We start from the raw sequence: 17,986 nt of genomic DNA, 5'->3' as shown, positions 1-17,986 counted from the left end.
CGCGCCGCCGCACTCACTCCCGGCGGGCCGGAACTTCCGGATCCTCGGCTGCCGGCTCCGCCTGGCGGGCGGCCGGCTTGGCGGCATGGTGGTGCTCGATGAGCTCGTGGTCGTGGGAAAACTCCGGCTCCTGGTCCAGCTCCTGGTTGAACACGAGGAACCGGTAGGCAAAGAAGCGGACAACGGTAGCCACGAGGATGCCGACGATGCCGGCGGCGAAGAGCATGTTCTTGTCCGTGACGCCCATCGAATACTTGGCCAGGGCCGTGAAACCGGTGGAAATGCCAATACCGATGCCGTTGATCAGGATGAACATGAAGAACTCACGCAACACATTGGCCTGGCGGCGGTGGCGGAACGTCCAGAGGCGGTTGGCGATCCAGGAAAACACGGTGGCCACTGTGGCCCCCACGAACCGGGCCTTGGCTTCGCTGTCCGTCATGGGACCGTGCATGAGGTAGTAGGTCAGTCCGTTGTCAATGACGAACGCCACACCGCCCACGGCACCGAACTTCGCCACCTCGCGCCAAAACAGCGAGGCGAGTCCCCGGATGCGCTCTGCAAGTGTGTTAAACATGACCCTCCGTGGCCGTCTGAATACTGGGGGCCGTTGGGCCAAGCTCCCATTTTAGCCCGGTTTCCCGTGAGTATCCTCAACGGGGGAACCGCCCACGGCGCTCCCGTAGCGGGCTGCGGCATGGATATCGGGCAATTTAGGGCGCTTCGCCGCCGTCGAAGCCGGTAACCGCGCTCCTTTTCTGTAGGCTGGCATATGTGACTTTTCCAGTAATCGGCGTGGTTGGCGGCGGCCAGCTTGCGCGCATGATGGCCCCAGCCGCCACCGCATTGGGCTTTGAACTCCGCGTCCTGGCCGAAGGCGAAGACGTTTCCGCAGTCTCAGCCGTGGCGAACGCCCCTGTGGGCGACTACAAGGATCTCGCTGCGCTCCTGGAGTTCTCCAAGGGCTTGGACGTGTTGACCTTCGACCACGAGCACGTTCCCGGCGAGCACCTCCATGCCCTGATCGAAGCCGGAGTCAACGTCCAGCCGGGGCCCGACGCACTCATCAACGCCCAGGACAAACTCGTCATGCGTGCCGCCATCGACCGCCTCGAGCTTCCCAATCCCGTATGGGCATCTGTGGACGACGTGGCCGGGCTCATCGCGTTCGGCGACAGGACCGGGTGGCCAGTAGTGCTCAAGATGCCGCGCGGCGGCTACGACGGCAAGGGCGTCCGCATCGTCAGCTCCGCCGAGGACGCCGCCGAAACGGCGGACTGGTTCGAAGCCATGAGCCCGCTCCTCGCCGAAGCCAAGGTAGAGTTCAGCCGTGAACTGTCCGCCCTCGTGGCACGCACGCCGGACGGCGCGTCCCGGGCCTGGCCCGTGGTCCACACCATCCAGGTGGACGGCGTCTGCGACGAAGTGATCGCGCCCGCACAGGACATCCCCCTCGAGGTTGCCGCGTCGGCAGAAGAGGCAGCCCTGCGGATCGCCAACGAACTCGGCGTCACCGGAGTCATGGCCGTGGAGCTCTTCGAGACGCCCGGGACCGGGGCCGGCTTCCTCATCAACGAACTGGCCATGCGTCCGCACAACACCGGCCACTGGACCCAGGACGGCTCCGTCACGAGCCAGTTCGAACAGCATCTCCGGGCGGTCCTCAACCTCCCCCTGGGCGCCACCGACGTTCTCGGCCAGGTCGTGGTGATGAAGAACTTCCTGGGCGGCGACAACCAGGACCTGTTCTCCGCCTACCCGGCGGCCCTGGCGGCGGAACCCGCCGCGAAAGTCCACTGTTACGGGAAATCCGTGCGACCCGGCAGGAAGATAGGTCATGTCAACCTGGTGGGCGCATCCGTTGCGGACGTCGGATCCCTGCGGCAACGGGCAACTGCGGTGGCCAGCATCATCCGCGACGGCAGGCTGCCGGCCGACGCAGGACCAGCAACAACCGAGGAGAACGCATGAGCCCCGAAACACCCGCCCCACTGGTCGGCCTCGTCATGGGGTCGGATTCGGACTGGCCCGTGATGGAGGCCGCCGCTGATGCCCTGGCAGAGTTCGGCATCCCCTTCGAGGCCGACGTTGTCTCCGCGCACCGCATGCCCACCGAAATGATCCGGTACGGACAGACGGCCCACGAGCGCGGTCTCCGCGTGATCATCGCCGGGGCCGGCGGCGCAGCCCACCTGCCGGGCATGCTGGCCTCCGTCACTCCGTTGCCCGTCATCGGCGTGCCGGTCCCGCTCAAGACCCTCGACGGCATGGACTCGCTGCTCTCCATCGTGCAGATGCCCGCCGGAGTCCCCGTGGCGACAGTCTCCATTGCCGGCGCCCGGAACGCCGGCCTGCTTGCCGTGCGGATGCTGGCAGCCGGAACGGACGACCTCGCCGTGCGCCTGCGCGCCGAGCTCATGGACTTTGCGCAAGAGCTGAACGACGTGGCCAGCCGGAAGGGCGCCAACCTCCGGCAGAAAGTCAATGAAGTCTTCTCCGACAACAACGTCGGTCTCCGGGGCAGCCGTTAGGGATCCGTCATGGCCAACAACGAACTGCCATTCAAGGGCCTGCTGACGGACCCCGTCCGGAATCCGGCGAGTGCGCCGGAGCCCGTCCGCACGAAGCGCGCCTTCCTGCTGATCCTCCTGACGCTCTTCGTGCCGGGGAGCGCCCAGATCGTGGCGGGCGACCGCAAGCTTGGCCGCATAGCACTGCGGGTCACGCTCAGCGTCTGGGCTGTGGCGATCCTGGCCCTGGTGTTGCTGTTCACCAACCGCACCCTGCTCATCAACATTGTCACCAACCCGATCGCCTCACTGCTCATCGTCCTCATCCTCGCGGCCCTGGCAGTCGGCTGGTTCGTGCTGTTCGTCAACACGCTGCGGCTCATCCGGCCGGTCCTCCTTCCGCGGGGGATGCGGCCAGCGGTCGGCATCACGCTGGCCCTCGCGATGGTGCTCAGCAGCGGCTCGCTCGGCTATGCGGCCTACCTGCTCAACGTGAGCCGCAACGCGATCGGCAGCATCTTCAATGCCAACGGCCCGGCGATCGATCCCGTGGACGGCCGGTACAACTTCCTCATGATGGGCGGCGACGCGGGCGCAGACCGCACCGGCCGGCGGCCGGACAGCCTGTCCGTCCTCAGCGTGGACGCCGAGAGCGGCAAGACGGCCATCATCTCCATTCCCCGCAACCTGCAGAACGCCCGGTTCAGCGAGGGCTCCCCCATGCGCCAGGTGTATCCCGACGGCTACAACTGCGGCAACGACTGCCTCATCAACGCCATCAACACCGAGGTCACCAACGAACACAAGGACCTCTACCCCGGCGTGGCCGATCCCGGCGCGCAGGCGACCCTGGAAGCCGTGTCCGGAACCCTGGGCATCACCGTCCAGGCGTACGTACTGGTGGACATGGACGGCTTCGCCAAGCTCATCGATGCCATGGGCGGAATCCGGATCAAGGCCGGCGGCTGGGTGCCCATCAGCGGCGACATGATCGACGAGGCGAACGGCATCCATGGCATGCCCCTCGGCTGGATCCCCGCCGGCGAACAGAAGCTGGATGGCTACCACGCGCTGTGGTACGGACGTTCCCGTGAGTTCGTTGACGACTACGCACGGATCCAGCGGCAGCAGTGCGTCCAGCAGGCCATGCTGAGGCAACTGGACCCGGCCACGCTGCTCTCGAAGTTCGAAGACATCGCCAACGCCGGCACCAAGGTGGTGGAGTCCAACATCTCCTCCAGCCAGCTGGGAAGCTTCGTTGACCTGGCCATGAAGGCCAAGGGCAAGGAGATCCGCCGCCTCACTATTGGTCCGCCGGACTTCGCCGCGTCGTTCTCCACGGTGCCTGACTTCGACGTCATCCACGACCGTGTCCGGAAGCTCCTCGACTCGCAGAGTTCCTCGTCACCGGCCGCGGCCGGTCCTGACGACGCCGTGCTCCAGCCGCAGAGCGCGGCCGGCGGCAGCGGGCTGACGGCGGCCGGTCCCCCGCTGCGCGTACCAGCAACCACACCCGCGCCGTCGCCGTCGCCGTCGTCGTCGTCGGATTTCACGCCGGTGACCACCACGCCGGCCGGCGAACCTATTACCGAAAAGATGCTGAACCAGCTCAAGCGCGAGGGGAACGAGCAGGCCATCCGGGATCTCGTGGCCACCAACGGCCAGTGCGCTCCCCTTTAGTCACACCTGCTTCAAGAGAGAAGGACACCCGGCTGTGTACGAAATCGACAATGTCCTCAGGCCGTACGCCTGGGGATCGACGACGGCGATCGCCGGACTGCTCGGCCGGCCAGAGTCGGGCGGCCCCGAAGCGGAGCTGTGGATCGGCGCGCACCCGGATTCCCCGTCGGTGGCCACCCGTCCGGACGGCACCACGGCGCCCCTGGACGAGCTGATTTCCGAGGATCCCGACCATTTCCTGGGCGAGGCATCGGTCGCTGAATTCGGCCCCCGCCTTCCCTTCCTCACCAAGGTCCTCGCCGCGGCCAAGCCGCTCTCGCTGCAGGTCCATCCCAGCCTCGAACAGGCCAGGGCCGGTTTTGCCCGCGAGAACGCTGACGGCGTCCCGGCCGATGCACCGAACCGCAATTACCGGGACGACAACCACAAGCCGGAAATGATCTTCGCGCTCACCCCGTTCGACGCGCTGTGCGGTTTCCGGGAAACGGCGAAGTCCCGGGACGTTTTCCTCCACCTGGCCGGGTGCCTGGAGCTCTCCGGCTCCGGCGTGCCGCAGATCCTGACCGAGGTGATCGATGACCTTTCCCTGCCTGAGGAGGGCGCCGCGCTGCGGGCAGCGTTCGAGCGGCTGATCGCGGGCGGGGAGGGCGTCCAGGAGGCGACGTCGAGGGTTGTTGAGGCGCTGACGTCCGGCGCGCCGATGGCGCCCTACCAGCCGGAACTTTCCACGGTGCTCAGCCTCAACAGCGAGTACCCCGGAGATCCGGGGGTGCTGATTTCCCTGCTGCTGAACCGGCTCTCGCTGGAGCCCGGCGAAGCCGTGTATCTTCCCGCCGGCAACGTGCATGCGTACCTGCACGGCCTCGGCGTCGAGGTCATGGCCTCCTCGGACAACGTGCTCAGGGGCGGGCTGACGCCGAAGTTCATCGATGTGCCCGAGCTGCTGAACACCATTGCCTTCGAGTCCGTGGGCGTTCCCATGCTCCGCGCGGAAGCCTCGGACCTGGGCCAGGAGCTGTACCAGCCGCCCTTCCGCGAATTCCAGCTCCAGCGGATCGCGCTGCTGCCGGACGGAGCCCCCGTGCCGCTGGCGCAATCAGGTGCGGCGGTAATCATCGTGGTTGAGGGGTCCGTCTACCTTGACTCGCCGAGGGGTGACCTTAAACTGGGCCGCGGCGGGAGCGCGTTCCTGCCGGCCGCTGACGCCCCCGTGAATGTCCACTCTGTCTCCGGTGCCGGGGAAACAGCCGTGGCCTTCGCCGTGACCACCTCGATGAAGGCCTGAGCCCGGTGGAATACTTCCTGCAGACCCAGGCATGGGCTGATTTCCAGACCTCGCTGGGCCGGACGGTTCACCGGGACTCCGGCCCGGGGTGGAGCTTCCTCGCTGTTGAGGAAAAGAACCCCGCGGGCAAGGTGCTGTATGCGCCGTATGGACCGGTGGCCGAGTCCGTCGACGCATTTGATGCCGCCCTGGCGGCCCTTCGGGTTGTGGCGAAGTCCTGCGGCGCCGTCTTCATCCGGATCGAGCCCGCAGCGGCAGGACTGGATCCGGCAACGGCCCCGGCGGCGCTGCGAAGCCGCGGACTGCAGCCTGCCCCGGTCAATCAGCAGCCCGAGCTCAGCTGGATTGTGGACCTCGACCGGGACTTCAAAGAAGTCCTTGCCGAGATGAAGCCGGTCAACCGCAACCTCTACCGGAACATCCACAAGAAGGGCGTCACGTTCCGCTCCTCGCAGGATCCGGAGGACATCCGCGTGCTCCTGAACTTCCTGCATATGACGGCCAGGCGCAACGGCTTCAAGCCACAGAGTGACGAGTACCTGAGCCAGGTGGCCGCCGCCATGATGCCCGCCGGCGCCGCCACGCTGTTCATCGCCGAGCTCCACGGCGGGCCCATCGCGGCTGCCCTGGCGTACGATTCAGCGGACACTCGGACCTATGCCCACGCGGCCATGGACGACACGCATCGGAAGCTGAGTGCCGGCATCCCCCTGCTAGTGACGCTGATGGCCGATGCCCAGGACAAGGGCCTCAAGCACGTGGACCTCTGGGGCGTGGCCCCGGCCGACCAGCCGGACCACAAGTGGGCCGGCTTCACGGCGTTCAAGAAGTCCTTCGGCGGCCGCGAGATCGCCTACCCCGGAACATGGGACCTGCCGGTCAACAAGCCCCGCTACGCGGCCTACCAGGTGGCCCGAAAGCTCCGCGACACCCTGCGCTCGGTTTTGACGCGAACTGGCAGATAAGCCCTCAGTTCCGTTCTTTGCCGGCAGTGGCTGCCAGTTCGCGCCGAACGGATCGGCGAGGACGGACCGCCGAGAAGCGCCCAGACTCTTTCGACGACGAACGGCCGCTCGCCGTCCAGGTCGCTCCTGTGCCCACGGACTTCCCGCCAGCCCAGACGTTCCGTCACACGCTGCCGCTTGATGTCGCATCGGTACTGGTCCGAATCGCGGGACAGGACGACGCCGGCGCTTAACGCGAAGTGGCAGCTAATGACCCCAAACTTTGGATTTGAGGTCATTTGCTGCCAGTTCGCGCTGTTAGGCGGTGGGGCTAGCGGCGGGCGTAGCCTTCCCACTTGCTGGCCTGGTGCTCGCCATCGACAAAGCGGATGGTGCCGGACTTGGAGCGCATGACGATCGACTGCGTCAGCACCTTGTCCTTGGAGTAGCGGACGCCCTTGAGGAGGTCGCCGTCGGTGATGCCGGTGGCGGCGAAGTAGCAGTTGTCGCTGGAGACGAGGTCGTTGGTCGAGAGCACGCGCTCGAGGTCGTGGCCGGCGTCGATCGCCTTCTGCTTCTCGTCGTCGCTTGTGGGCCACAGGCGTCCCTGGATGACGCCGCCGAGGGACTTGATGGCGCAGGCCGCGACGATACCTTCCGGGGTTCCGCCGATGCCCATGAGGGCGTCCACGCCAGTGCCCGCACGGGCCGCCGCGATGGCACCGGCGACGTCGCCGTCCATGATGAACTTCGTGCGCGCGCCGGCTTCACGGATTTCCTCCACGAGGGGGCGGTGCCGGTCGCGGTCCAGGATCATAACGTTGAGCTGGTTGACCTTGACGCCCTTGGCCTTGGCGATCAGGTGCAGGTTCTGCTTGACCGGCAGGCGCAGGTCCACCATGTCGGCCGCTTCCGGGCCGGTGACGAGCTTTTCCATGTAGAACACGGCGGAGGGGTCGAACATGGAGCCACGTTCGGCAACGGCCAAGACCGCCAGGGCATTGTTGATGCCGAGGGCGGTCAGGCGGGTTCCGTCGATGGGGTCGACGGCGACGTCGCACTCGGGGCCGGTGCCGTCACCGACGTGCTCGCCGTTGAAGAGCATGGGGGCTTCGTCTTTTTCGCCTTCACCGATGACCACAACGCCGTTGAAGTGGACAGTCTGGAGGAACGAGCGCATGGCGTCGACGGCGGCACCGTCGGCCTTGTTCTTGTCACCGAAACCCACCCAGTGGCCGCCGGCGATCGCCGCGGCCTCGGTGACGCGGACAAGCTCAAGTGCAAGGTTGCGGTCCGGCTCGTCGATGCCAACGGCAAGCGACGGGGAAAGCGTGGAATACTTCTGGGTCATGGACGCTGGTGACACGTGAACCTCTTCTTCGAGTGGCGATCATTGGACCCGCGATGCCTGAGGCGGCCAACGCGGTGATTCCTCTGTAACTGATCATAGTCGCGGTGGACCACCAAGGTCATGGGATGACCCACCCGCGTAACGCACGATCTCCCTCACCGTCGCCGGCACGGAATGTGAGTTCCGCCCCTGCATGGGCGACTATAGAGGTGTGAGTGAAACGCAGGACAAGTCCACCCCCACGACACCGGAAGCCGGCCACGGCAGCTCCCCCGCCATGGCAGCGCCGCCTGTCAAGCCGGTAATCCCCGCCGCTGCCGCCAAACGGGCCAACGCCTCGGTGATCGGCATGATCGTCGCGCTGGTGGTCAGCATCGCCGCCTTCCTGCCGATCGTCCTGATGAACCCCGCACCGAAGTCCGACGGGTTCCACCCCAACATCGATGTGACGGCCGTGGCCCGCAACGCTGCCGGTGTGGCGGGATTCACACCGGTGACCCCCGCGGGGGGCGACACATTCCGCCCCAATTACGCCCGCTGGGAAGCCGGCACCGGCACCGGGGTGCCCACCTGGGAAATTGGCTACCTCACTCCGAAGGAGGCCTTCATCGGCCTCGTCCAGACCCGGAACGCCAATCCCACCTGGCTCCTGCAGCAGACAAAGAATGCTCCGGTGACCGGAACCCGGAATGCGGGAGGACAGGAATGGGAACTGCGCGACACCGGCAAAGGCGAGAAGAGTATGGTGCTGGACCACCGCGGCACCACCGTCGTCCTGAGCGGCGAGGCCCAACTGGACGAGTTCGCAGTGCTGGCCGCCGCCGTCGTAAATTCCATGGACAGTAACCCGGCGGTAACGGTTTCCCCTTCGGCGAGCCCCGCACCGTAAGGTAGTTGCCGTGGCAACCTACCTCACCCCTGCTCTGGCCTGGCGCCGTCTGCGCGAAGGCAACGAACGTTTCGTCAACGGCGAATCATCACACCCCAACCAGGACGCCTCGCGAAGGTCCTCGCTGGTGGAAAACCAGCATCCTTTCGCCGTGATCTTCGGCTGCTCGGACTCCCGGCTCGCCGCCGAGATTATCTTCGATCTGGGCCTGGGCGACGCTTTCGTGGTGCGCACCGCAGGCCAGGTGATCGACGACGCAGTGCTCGGCTCCCTCGAATACAGCATCGGCGTCCTCGCCGTGCCGCTGATTGTCGTGCTCGGTCATGACAGCTGCGGCGCCGTCAGCGCCACCAAAACTGCAGTGGAAACGGGCCAGATGCCCGTGGGCTTCATCCGCGACCTCGTCGAGCGGATCACGCCGTCCGTCCTGACCTCCCTGCGCAACGACGAAACCGAGGTCAACCAGATGGTGGTGGAGCACGTCAAGCAGACGTCGCAGCGCCTCGTGGACAGCTCGCGTGTGATTTCCGACGCAATCGAAAGCGGACGGGCGGCTGTGATCGGGCTTTCCTACAGCCTTGCAGAGGGCCGCGCCGACTTGGTTTCCGGAATCGGCGAGCTCTAAACCGGCACTGCAGCGGCCCCGCCAGGAGCGCCGTAGCAAGCGGTTCACGGTTTTCGGTGCGGCCCCTGATCGCCCTAAGCTAGCCCCATGACTTCCACTGAAGAGTTCCGCATTGAACATGACACGATGGGCGAAGTCCGCGTCCCCGTGAACGCCCTGTACCGCGCGCAGACGCAACGTGCAGTCGAGAACTTCCCCATCTCCGGCAAGACCCTTGAACGTGCCCACATCGAGGCCCTGGCGCGGGTAAAGAAGGCCGCTGCCCAGGCCAACGCAGAACTGGGTGTGCTCGACGGCGAGCTGGCCAAGGCGATCGCAGACGCTGCCGACGAGGTGGCCGCGGGCAAGTACGACGGCGACTTCCCCATCGACGTTTTCCAGACCGGTTCCGGCACGTCCTCGAACATGAACACCAACGAGGTCATCGCCGAACTGGCCTCCCGCGCCCTGAAGGCTGCCGGCAGCGACAAAGTGGTCCACCCCAACGACCACGTCAACGCCTCGCAGTCCTCCAACGACGTCTTCCCCACGTCGGTCCACGTTGCCGCCACGTCCGCGCTGATCAACGACCTCATCCCGGCCCTCGGCTACCTCGCCGATTCGCTGGAGCGCAAGGCCGTGGAGTTCAAGGACGTGGTCAAGTCCGGCCGCACCCACCTCATGGACGCCACCCCCGTCACCCTGGGCCAGGAGTTCGGCGGCTACGCCGCGCAGGTCCGCTACGGCGTCGAGCGCATCAACGCCTCCCTCCCCCGGGTGGCCGAGGTTCCCCTCGGCGGCACCGCCGTGGGCACCGGCATCAACACCCCTGCCGGCTTCCCGGAGCGCGTCATCGAGCTCCTCGCCACCGACACCGGCCTGCCGCTGACGGAGGCGCGCGACCACTTCGAGGCCCAGGCCAACCGCGACGGCCTCATCGAAGCCTCCAGCCAGCTGCGCAACATTGCCATCTCCTTCATGAAGATCAACAATGACCTGCGCTGGATGGGCTCCGGTCCCAACACCGGCCTCGGCGAAATCGCCATCCCCGACCTGCAGCCCGGCTCCTCGATCATGCCCGGCAAGGTCAACCCCGTCATCTGCGAGGCGTCCATCATGGTGTGCGCCCAAGTGATCGGCAACGACACGGCCATCGCCTGGTCCGGCACCAACGGCGCCTTCGAACTGAACGTCGGCATCCCCGTCATGGCCGCCAACCTGCTCGAATCCGTGCGCCTGCTGGCCAACACGAGCCGCGTCATGGCCGACAAGATGATCGACGGCATCACCGCCAACGTCGAGCGCGCCCGCTTCCTCGCCGAGGCGTCGCCGTCGATCGTCACCCCGCTGAACAAATACATCGGCTACGAGAACGCGGCAAAGATCGCCAAGAAGGCAGTGGCCGAGGGCCTCACCATCCGTGAGACCGTCGTCGCCATGGGCTTCCTGGAGCGCGGCGAGTTGACCGAAGAGCAGCTCGACACCGCCCTGGACGTCATGTCCATGACCCGCCCGCCGCACAAGGCCTAAGTCCCCACCGGCTCCCTTACGTACGACGGCGGCCGCCCACCTTCCCGGCGAAGGCGGGCGGCCGCTGGCGTTGAGGGAGCTGCGGCGGGCCGGGGCTCAGGTGTCCGTTCGCCCCTTTGGGGGTGCTCACGTGGCCGCTCCTGCCAAAGATTGCACTATTTAGGAATTGGTGCAAAACTTTACTTTGTGAGTAATAGTGCAACTAGTGACACCGGCCTGCGGGAACGGAAGCGGGCCGCGACCCGGGCGGCGATCACCGCCATCGCGCGGTCGCTGACGGCCGAACGCGGCCTCAACGGCTACACCGTGGAAGACGTCTGCGAACAGGCCGGCATCTCGCGCCGGACGTTCTTCAACTACTTCCCGTCCAAAGAGGACGCCATCCTCGGCCACGTGGACGATGAGCTGCCTGCCGAGGTCTTTGCCGAGTTCATCCGCGGCGGCGCCGGCTCCCCCTCCGGTGAGATCTCCCCCGGCCTGCTCCAGGACCTGGTGGAGCTGGCGCTGAAGATGTCGGAACGCATGAGCTCCTCCGAGGAGGAGACGCGCCAGCTGATCGGTGTCATCAAAAAGGAACCGCAGCTGATGCTCAAGATCATCGGTGCCACGGAGGAACGCGAAGCCCACTTTGCCCGCGTACTGGCCGCCCGCGAAGGCGTGACCCCGGACCACCCGGTGGTCCGGATGGCCGTCGTGGCCCTGGGCAGCATTGCCCGGCACACCAGCATGGCCTACTTCTCCGAGGGCAACACCCGTTCCTACCAGGACCTGCTGCTGCAAAACATCGCCTCCGCGCGCCTGCTCTTCTCACAGCCCCTGACACTCCCCGAACACCATTCCGCAGAAGGACACCAATGAGCACCGCAGTCAGTTCCAAGGCAGCAGCCGAGCCGCTGCTGCTGACCCAGAAACGTATCTGGATCATTTTCTCGGCCCTGATCGCCGGGATGCTGCTGTCCAGCCTGGACCAGACCATCGTCTCCACCGCGATGCCCACCATCGTGGGGAAGCTCGGCGGCGTGGAGCACCAGGCATGGATCACCACCGCGTACCTGCTCGCCACCACCATCGTCATGCCCATCTACGGCAAGTTTGGTGACGTCCTGGGCCGGCGCAACCTGTTCCTTGTAGCCATCGCACTGTTCACCCTCGCCTCGGTGGGCTGCGCGTTCGCCACCGACTTCTGGGGCTTCGTGGTCTTCCGCGCCATCCAGGGCCTGGGCGGCGGCGGCCTGATGATCCTCTCGCAGGCCATCATTGCCGACATCGTCCCGGCCAAGGACCGCGGCAAGTACATGGGCCCGCTCGGGGCCATCTTCGGCCTCTCCGCCGTGGCCGGACCGCTGCTGGGCGGCTACTTCGTTGACCACCTGACCTGGGAATGGGCCTTCTACATCAACATCCCCATCGGCATCGCCGCCTTCACCATCGCGTGGTTCACTTTGACCCTGCCGAACAAGAAGGCGGAGAAACGGATCGACATCCTGGGCGTGCTGCTCCTCTCTGCCGCCACCACATGCCTGATCTTCTTCACCGACTTCGGCGGCAAGAAAGACGAAGGCTGGGATTCGCCGCTCACCTGGGCCTTCGGCGCCGGCCTGGTGCTGGCTGCGGCCGCCTTCGTGGCCGTGGAACGCCGGGCCGAGGATCCCATCATCCCGCTGAGCCTGTTCAAGAACCGGATCTTCGTGAACTCCACGGCCATCGGCTTCACGCTGGGACTGGGCATGTTCGCTGCCATCGCCTTCGTTCCGACGTTCCTGCAGATGTCCTCCGGGACCTCCGCTGCCGAATCCGGGCTGCTCATGCTGCCCATGATGGCGGGCCTCATGGGCATGGCCATCTATTCCGGCATCCGGATCTCCAAGACCGGCAAGTACAAGATGTTCCCCATCATGGGCGCCGCCCTCACCATGGGCGCCATGCTCTGGCTGACCACCCTGACGGCCGACACCCCCATCTGGGTCATCTGCGTCCAGCTGTTCGTCTTCGGCGCCGGCCTGGGCTCCATCATGCAGGTCATCGTCCTGGTAGTGCAGAACTCCGTGCCTGCGGAACAGATCGGCACGGCCACCAGCACCAACAACTACTTCCGCGAAGTGGGTGCGTCCCTGGGCGTGGCCGTGTTCGGTTCCATCTTCACCTCCCGGCTGTCCGAGTCGCTGACCAACGCCTTCACCGGGGCCGGTGCCTCCGCCGGACAAGCGGCGCAGTCGACCCAGACCCTGGACCCGCAGGCGCTGAGCCAGCTCCCGGAACAGCTCCGGGACGCCATTGTGAACGCCTACGCAGATTCGCTGGCACCGGTGTTCTGGTACCTGCTGCCGTTCCTTGGGATTGCGCTGGTCCTGGCGCTGACCCTGAAGCAGATCCCGCTCTCCGACACGGCCGGCATGGTGGCCCGCGGCGAGGCGGTGGGCGGCGAGGAAGCCGAGCGGCTGGAAGCGGCACGGCGCGGCAACGGCGGCAGCGCCGTCGTCACCGGTACTGAACCGGCCGCCCACCTGCCGGCAGCGTCCGCAGACGGACCCCCGGCGGGCGGCGCCAATAACGACGACGGCGAGCTGGCCGACCGGCGCCGCTGACACGCCCCTGGAAAGACTCCGGGCGACGGGTTCGGGAAGTCAGCCGCAGCAAAAGCAGGGGCGCCGCCACCCAGGGGGGGGGGGCGCCCCCGCCTTTGGGGCCGCGCAGGCCCGCCGCCGCCACAATGGCCCCGCGGCACCGGCGAGCATGAACGGCCCGAACGGGATGGCCGACTTCAGCGTTCCGCGCCGGAGCGCCAGCAGTCCGATGCTCCACATGCCGCCGAGCAGGAACGCGGCGAACGTGCCGGCGAAGACGTGCGGCCACCCCAGATAGCCCAGATACATGCCCAGCACTCCCGCCAGTTTGACGTCGCCGAACCCCATACCCGGCGGGTAGACCATCCGCAGGAGAAAATAGAAAAGCCACAGAACGGCCCCACCGGCCACGATCCTCAGCGCGGGAACCCCGAACAGCTGAGCCCCGCCGTCGGGCAAGCCGGCACCGGCCGGCGCCCACGCCGCCAGGCTGGCCACGGCGCCCAGCAGCAACACGCCGGCAACGGCGTACGACGGAAAGACGATCCGGTTCGGCAGGAGATGGTGCCGCACATCGATCACCGTGAGCCTCACGGCCATCACCACAAAATAGGCGCACGCCGCCAGCACCAGCCAGAATGCGAACGGAACTGCTTCCCAGAGTTCGCCAAGTCGTTGGATCACTCTCGGATGCTACTGGATTTGCCCCGGCCGCTGCTGGGCCCGCGCGTAAACTGTGGATATGGGGACCTGGGATGCCAAGCACCGGCAGGAACACGGCGGGGCCGCCACGCCCGCGGATTCGGCCGCATCCTTCCGGAACCTCTGCCGGTCGTCCCCGTGGAAATGGCAGTCCCTCCGCTTCGAATACTCCGATTCGGCCGTCAGCGGCCCCGGCCCGGTGCGCGCCTGGCTGCGGCGCCCCGGCGCACTTCGCCTCGAGTCCGCCGACGGTATCCTGCTGAACAGCACCACGGGCATCAACGATTCACGTGACGGCCTGTACATCAGCGCCACCAGGCGGTCGTGGCTGCTTCCCGCCCACCTGGTCACCCCGGTGTACGACGACGGCGGGCTGGTCAGGCGCCGCCCGGAGGCTGCTTACGGGGAACCGTCGTTCGGAAACGGCCGCTTCGCGGCCGCCCTCGACCCCGTGGAACTGGCAGGCAACGCGCCCGTGCCGCTGGAGTTCCCCAACGCCAACGCGGTGGAGATACTCGAGCCGGCGCATGACGTGGACCACGAGGGGCGGCCGACGCTGGAAGCAGTGGTTTCCCCCAACCCCGGCTACCGTCCTCTCGATCCCGGGGCCCCGCTGCTGGGTCCCGGCCGGACCCGGATCCGGATTGACGCCGGAACCGGGGTCTGCGTGGCCAGCGAACCCCTCGACGCCGAATCGCGGCATGGCGGGCATTGGATCCGCATCCTGGCTGTGGACGAGTACATGCTGGATGATCTCTTCGTGGCCGAGCCGATGAACCTCACGGATGTGCGCGCCCACATCCAGTGGCCGCTGCGGCCCAACCCTGCCTGAGGACACAGGGTTTTCCCAACCTGGCCCGTGCAGACTCGAGCCATGTCCACGATTGCCCCGGAAGAATCGACAGAAGGCACTGAATTGGCCACGCCGCGAAACAGGCGCCGCCGGTTGATGGTGATCCCCCTTGCCCTCGTGTGCGCCCTGGGCCTGGTTCTCGGCTATCTGTTCCTCAACGCCAAGCCGGAGGCCAGCGTGCCCCTCGGGGCGAGTGCCACGGTCCCCGGCGGAACGGCGAGGATCAACGGAATCGTTCCCTTGGAGGATGACGGCTGGCTGCCGCCCGAGCACGTGCAGGTCCTGGAAGAAGGACCGTCCGCGGGTACACACCGGGTCCGCGTGCTGGTCCGGTTCACGGCACTGGAAGCCGGCGGAATCCGGCTGGATACGTCCGGGTTCGTCGTCAGCGGCCTCGGCGGCAGCGACCTGCGGCCGCTGTGGGTGTCCCCCTCCAAGGCGGAGATTCGCCAGGGCGAGTCGCTCGACGCCACCATGGTCTTCGAACTTCCGAACAAGGCCATCGCCCTGGTCCTGAAGAACGCGGACGGCATCCGGCTGTCCCTGGGCGTTTCACACCACACCGGCAGCTAGCAGCCCGGCCATCGGCTAGGCTTCCGAAATGACTGAGCTGTTCTCCGTGTGGCCTCCGTTCGCCCTCACCCTGACGACGCCCCGGCTGACGCTGCGCCCGCTCCGTGACGACGACATTCCCTCTGCGGTGGAAGCAGCGGCCAGCGGCATCCACGAACGCGGCCGCAGCCCGTTCAGCACACCGTGGGCCGAGGCCGCCGCCGGCGATCTGGGGCCCAACATGGCCCGGTGGTACTGGCGGTGCCGGGCCAACACCTCGCCGGAGGCCTGGACGCTCATCCTGGGCATCTGGCACGGGGACACGTTCATCGGCTGCCAGGACATGGACGCCAAGGATTTCGCCACGCTTCGGACCGTAACCACCGGATCATGGCTGAGGTCAAGCGCGCACGGCCAGGGGTTCGGCAAGGAGATGCGCGCCGCCGTCGCGCTTTACGCGTTTGACTGGCTCAAGGCGGAAGTGGCGGAGTCCGAGGCAGCGGCCTGGAATGCCCAGTCCTTGGGCGTGTCGCGGTCCCTGGGCTACGAACTCAACGGCGTGACCCGCATGTCCTGGGGCGGCAAGCGGGAGTCAGTGCAGCGCGTCCGCCTGACCCCGGAAACCCTCCATCGCCCCGACTGGCAGCTGAAGGTGGAAGGCCACGAGCCCACAGCCAGATTCCTGGGGCTCTAACCAGCGGCCGGGCACCTGGGTTTCGACAAGCTCAACCAGCGCTTCCCCACTAGCGCGGCTGTGGTGTTCCGCAAAGGAGCGCATCGCCGACCAAAGCGAAGCGGAGGTCGCCCAGCGACCGGAGCGGAGCGGCGGGAGGTGTCTAAGCGACGGCGGGACGCGACAGCCGCGCGGAGGTGACCCCGCGCGGCTGCCGACACTCAGACTAGATCTCCGCCCCTTCCAGCAGCTCCGTCACCAGTGCGGCGATCGGCGAGCGCTCGGACCGGGTGAGGGTGATATGGCCGAAGAGCGGGTGGCCCTTGAGGGTCTCCACGACGGCGGCGACGCCGTCGTGCCGTCCGACACGGAGGTTGTCGCGCTGGGCGACGTCATGGGTGAGGACGATCTTCGAGTTTTGCCCGATGCGGCTCATGACGGTGAGCAGGACGTTCTTTTCGAGGGACTGCGCCTCGTCAACGATCACGAAGGCGTCGTGCAGGGAGCGGCCGCGGATGTGGGTCAGCGGCATGACCTCCAGCATGCCGCGGTCCATGACCTCTTCCACGACTTCCTGGCTCACCAGCGCGCCCAGGGTGTCGAAGACGGCCTGCGCCCAGGGATTCATCTTTTCCGACTCCGAGCCCGGCAAATAGCCCAGCTCCTGGCCGCCGACGGCGTAGAGCGGGCGGAAGACGATCACCTTGCGGTGTTCGCGCCGTTCCAGCACGGCCTCCAGCCCGGCACACAGGGCCAGGGCCGACTTGCCGGTGCCCGCCCGTCCGCCCATGGACACGATGCCGACAGCCGGGTCCATCAGCAGATCAATGGCGAGCCGCTGTTCGGCGGAGCGCCCATGAAGGCCGAAGACATCGCGGTCTCCCTTGACCAGGCGGACCTGCTTGTCGGCGCCGACGCGCCCCAGTGCGGATCCCCGGTTGGAGAGCAGCACCAGTCCTGTGTTGACGGGCATCTCGGCGGCTGCCGGGATGAAGACCGGCTCGTGGCCGTAGAGCGTTGAGATCTCCTCCTCGCTGGCGTCGATTTCGGCGACGCCGGTCCAGCCGGAGTCCTTGACGAGCTCGTTGCGGTATTCGTCCGCCAGCAGGCCCATGGCTGAGGCCTTGACCCGCATGGGAAGGTCCTTGGACACCACGGTGACGTTGCGGCCCTCGTTGGAGAGGTTCTTGGCCACGGCCAGGATGCGGCTGTCATTGTCGCCGGCCCGGAATCCTGCCGGGAGCACCTCCGCCGAGATGTGGTTCATCTCGATCATGAGGGTGCCGCCGGCGTCTCCCAGCGGAATGGGCCGGTTGAGCCCGCCGTGTTGGATGCGCAGGTCATCAAGGAGCCGGAGGGCCTTGCGGGCGAAGTACCCCAGTTCGGGGTCGTGCCGCTTTCCTTCAAGTTCGGTGATCACCACGATGGGCACAATGACCTCGTGCTCTGCAAAGCGCAGCAGCGCGCGGGGGTCGGAGAGCAACACCGAGGTATCAATGACAAAGGTGGAGACGGCAGGCTGGGATTCAGACCTTGGGCCGGAAACAGCAAGACCGGCTACGGCGTCTTTCGTGGCCGCACCGGTCTTTGAAATAGCTCGCTTGGCGCGAGAGGTAGCCTTCTCACCCTGGTCCGTGATGACTTCGGGCAGTTGTTCAGAAATAGCCACATCGACTCCAGCCCCGGGGCGCGTGCCCGGAATTGTTATTGGTGAGGCGGCTCGGCCTGGAGGCCGGGCTCGGCCTCCCATACAACCGGTGCGATGATTCGCTCCATGTACTGGCCTCCCCGATCAGCCGGCGGTTTGCCTGCTGATGGTTTTAACGTAAATCTCCCCGAACTAATTTCC

Annotated in this window: 17 protein-coding genes; 13 read left to right on the top strand and 4 right to left on the bottom strand. The window is 66.5% G+C overall.

Going from position 1 to position 17,986, the window contains the following annotated elements:
• Nucleotides 1–13: 13 nt before the first annotated feature.
• Entirely contained in the window at nt 14–577 is a 564-nt protein-coding gene (locus tag ABFP37_RS00575; protein WP_078030104.1) for a GtrA family protein, read from the bottom strand.
• A 197-nt stretch (nt 578–774) separates the two neighbouring features.
• On the opposite strand from ABFP37_RS00575, the gene ABFP37_RS00570 reads away from it, so the two are divergent.
• Genes ABFP37_RS00570 through ABFP37_RS00550 form a run of 5 tightly spaced genes read left to right on the top strand, consistent with a single transcriptional unit; the run spans nt 775 to nt 6,440 of the window.
• Nucleotides 775–1,971: a 5-(carboxyamino)imidazole ribonucleotide synthase gene (locus ABFP37_RS00570; RefSeq protein ID WP_078030105.1), complete on the top strand. Its 1,197-nt coding sequence runs from the start codon at nt 775–777 to the stop codon at nt 1,969–1,971.
• Nucleotides 1,968–2,531, top strand: coding sequence for a 5-(carboxyamino)imidazole ribonucleotide mutase (gene purE / locus ABFP37_RS00565; protein WP_078030106.1), 564 nt, complete (start codon nt 1,968–1,970; stop codon nt 2,529–2,531). The genes ABFP37_RS00570 and purE overlap by 4 nt, the downstream gene beginning before the upstream one ends.
• Before the next feature lie 9 nt (nt 2,532–2,540).
• Complete coding sequence (locus ABFP37_RS00560) at nt 2,541–4,190, top strand: LCP family protein (RefSeq protein ID WP_347032426.1); 1,650 nt, start codon at nt 2,541–2,543, stop codon at nt 4,188–4,190.
• 34 nt (nt 4,191–4,224) lie between these two features.
• Entirely contained in the window at nt 4,225–5,475 is a 1,251-nt protein-coding gene (gene manA, locus ABFP37_RS00555; RefSeq protein ID WP_347032425.1) for a mannose-6-phosphate isomerase, class I, read from the top strand.
• Between the two features lie 5 nt (nt 5,476–5,480).
• Nucleotides 5,481–6,440 (top strand): peptidoglycan bridge formation glycyltransferase FemA/FemB family protein, encoded by a 960-nt coding sequence (locus ABFP37_RS00550; RefSeq protein WP_078030109.1) that lies wholly within the window; start codon nt 5,481–5,483, stop codon nt 6,438–6,440.
• Between the two features lie 310 nt (nt 6,441–6,750).
• Here the strand turns inward: ABFP37_RS00550 and glpX are convergent, their stop codons facing one another.
• Entirely contained in the window at nt 6,751–7,770 is a 1,020-nt protein-coding gene (gene glpX, locus ABFP37_RS00545; protein WP_185982402.1) for a class II fructose-bisphosphatase, read from the bottom strand.
• A 211-nt stretch (nt 7,771–7,981) separates the two neighbouring features.
• On the opposite strand from glpX, the gene ABFP37_RS00540 reads away from it, so the two are divergent.
• The 5 genes from ABFP37_RS00540 to ABFP37_RS00520 all read left to right on the top strand — a co-directional run bounded on the left by ABFP37_RS00540 (nt 7,982) and on the right by ABFP37_RS00520 (nt 13,378).
• On the top strand, nt 7,982–8,659 hold the full coding sequence (locus ABFP37_RS00540) for a DUF4245 domain-containing protein (RefSeq protein WP_347032424.1): 678 nt from the start codon (nt 7,982–7,984) through the stop codon (nt 8,657–8,659).
• A gap of 10 nt (nt 8,660–8,669) precedes the next feature.
• Nucleotides 8,670–9,284, top strand: coding sequence for a carbonic anhydrase (locus tag ABFP37_RS00535; RefSeq protein WP_078030112.1), 615 nt, complete (start codon nt 8,670–8,672; stop codon nt 9,282–9,284).
• An 87-nt stretch (nt 9,285–9,371) separates the two neighbouring features.
• Nucleotides 9,372–10,793 (top strand): class II fumarate hydratase, encoded by a 1,422-nt coding sequence (locus tag ABFP37_RS00530; protein WP_078030113.1) that lies wholly within the window; start codon nt 9,372–9,374, stop codon nt 10,791–10,793.
• Nucleotides 10,794–10,979: 186 nt separating this feature from the next.
• Nucleotides 10,980–11,651: a TetR family transcriptional regulator gene (locus tag ABFP37_RS00525; protein ID WP_347032423.1), complete on the top strand. Its 672-nt coding sequence runs from the start codon at nt 10,980–10,982 to the stop codon at nt 11,649–11,651.
• Nucleotides 11,648–13,378: an MDR family MFS transporter gene (locus ABFP37_RS00520; protein WP_347032422.1), complete on the top strand. Its 1,731-nt coding sequence runs from the start codon at nt 11,648–11,650 to the stop codon at nt 13,376–13,378. Before ABFP37_RS00525 ends, ABFP37_RS00520 begins: the two co-directional genes overlap by 4 nt.
• Before the next feature lie 39 nt (nt 13,379–13,417).
• On the opposite strand, the gene ABFP37_RS00515 is transcribed toward ABFP37_RS00520, so the two are convergent.
• Nucleotides 13,418–14,041, bottom strand: coding sequence for an A24 family peptidase (locus ABFP37_RS00515; RefSeq protein WP_347032421.1), 624 nt, complete (start codon nt 14,039–14,041; stop codon nt 13,418–13,420).
• A 58-nt stretch (nt 14,042–14,099) separates the two neighbouring features.
• Here ABFP37_RS00515 and ABFP37_RS00510 point away from each other — a divergent pair, with 58 nt between their 5' ends.
• Genes ABFP37_RS00510 through ABFP37_RS00500 form a run of 3 tightly spaced genes read left to right on the top strand, consistent with a single transcriptional unit; the run spans nt 14,100 to nt 16,158 of the window.
• Entirely contained in the window at nt 14,100–14,891 is a 792-nt protein-coding gene (locus tag ABFP37_RS00510) for a hypothetical protein (RefSeq protein ID WP_347032420.1), read from the top strand.
• A gap of 42 nt (nt 14,892–14,933) precedes the next feature.
• Nucleotides 14,934–15,485: a hypothetical protein gene (locus ABFP37_RS00505; protein WP_260680814.1), complete on the top strand. Its 552-nt coding sequence runs from the start codon at nt 14,934–14,936 to the stop codon at nt 15,483–15,485.
• Between the two features lie 28 nt (nt 15,486–15,513).
• Nucleotides 15,514–16,158 (top strand): GNAT family protein, encoded by a 645-nt coding sequence (locus ABFP37_RS00500; protein ID WP_078030118.1) that lies wholly within the window; start codon nt 15,514–15,516, stop codon nt 16,156–16,158.
• 205 nt (nt 16,159–16,363) lie between these two features.
• Here ABFP37_RS00500 and ABFP37_RS00495 read toward each other — a convergent pair whose 3' ends face one another.
• Complete coding sequence (locus tag ABFP37_RS00495) at nt 16,364–17,806, bottom strand: PhoH family protein (RefSeq protein ID WP_078030119.1); 1,443 nt, start codon at nt 17,804–17,806, stop codon at nt 16,364–16,366.
• Nucleotides 17,807–17,986: the final 180 nt, after the last annotated feature.

The sequence above is a fragment of the Burkholderia sp. RS01 genome (genome assembly GCF_039748055.1).
Lineage (GTDB): Bacteria > Actinomycetota > Actinomycetes > Actinomycetales > Micrococcaceae > Arthrobacter.
This window is presented reverse-complemented; position numbering and strand designations above follow the sequence as displayed.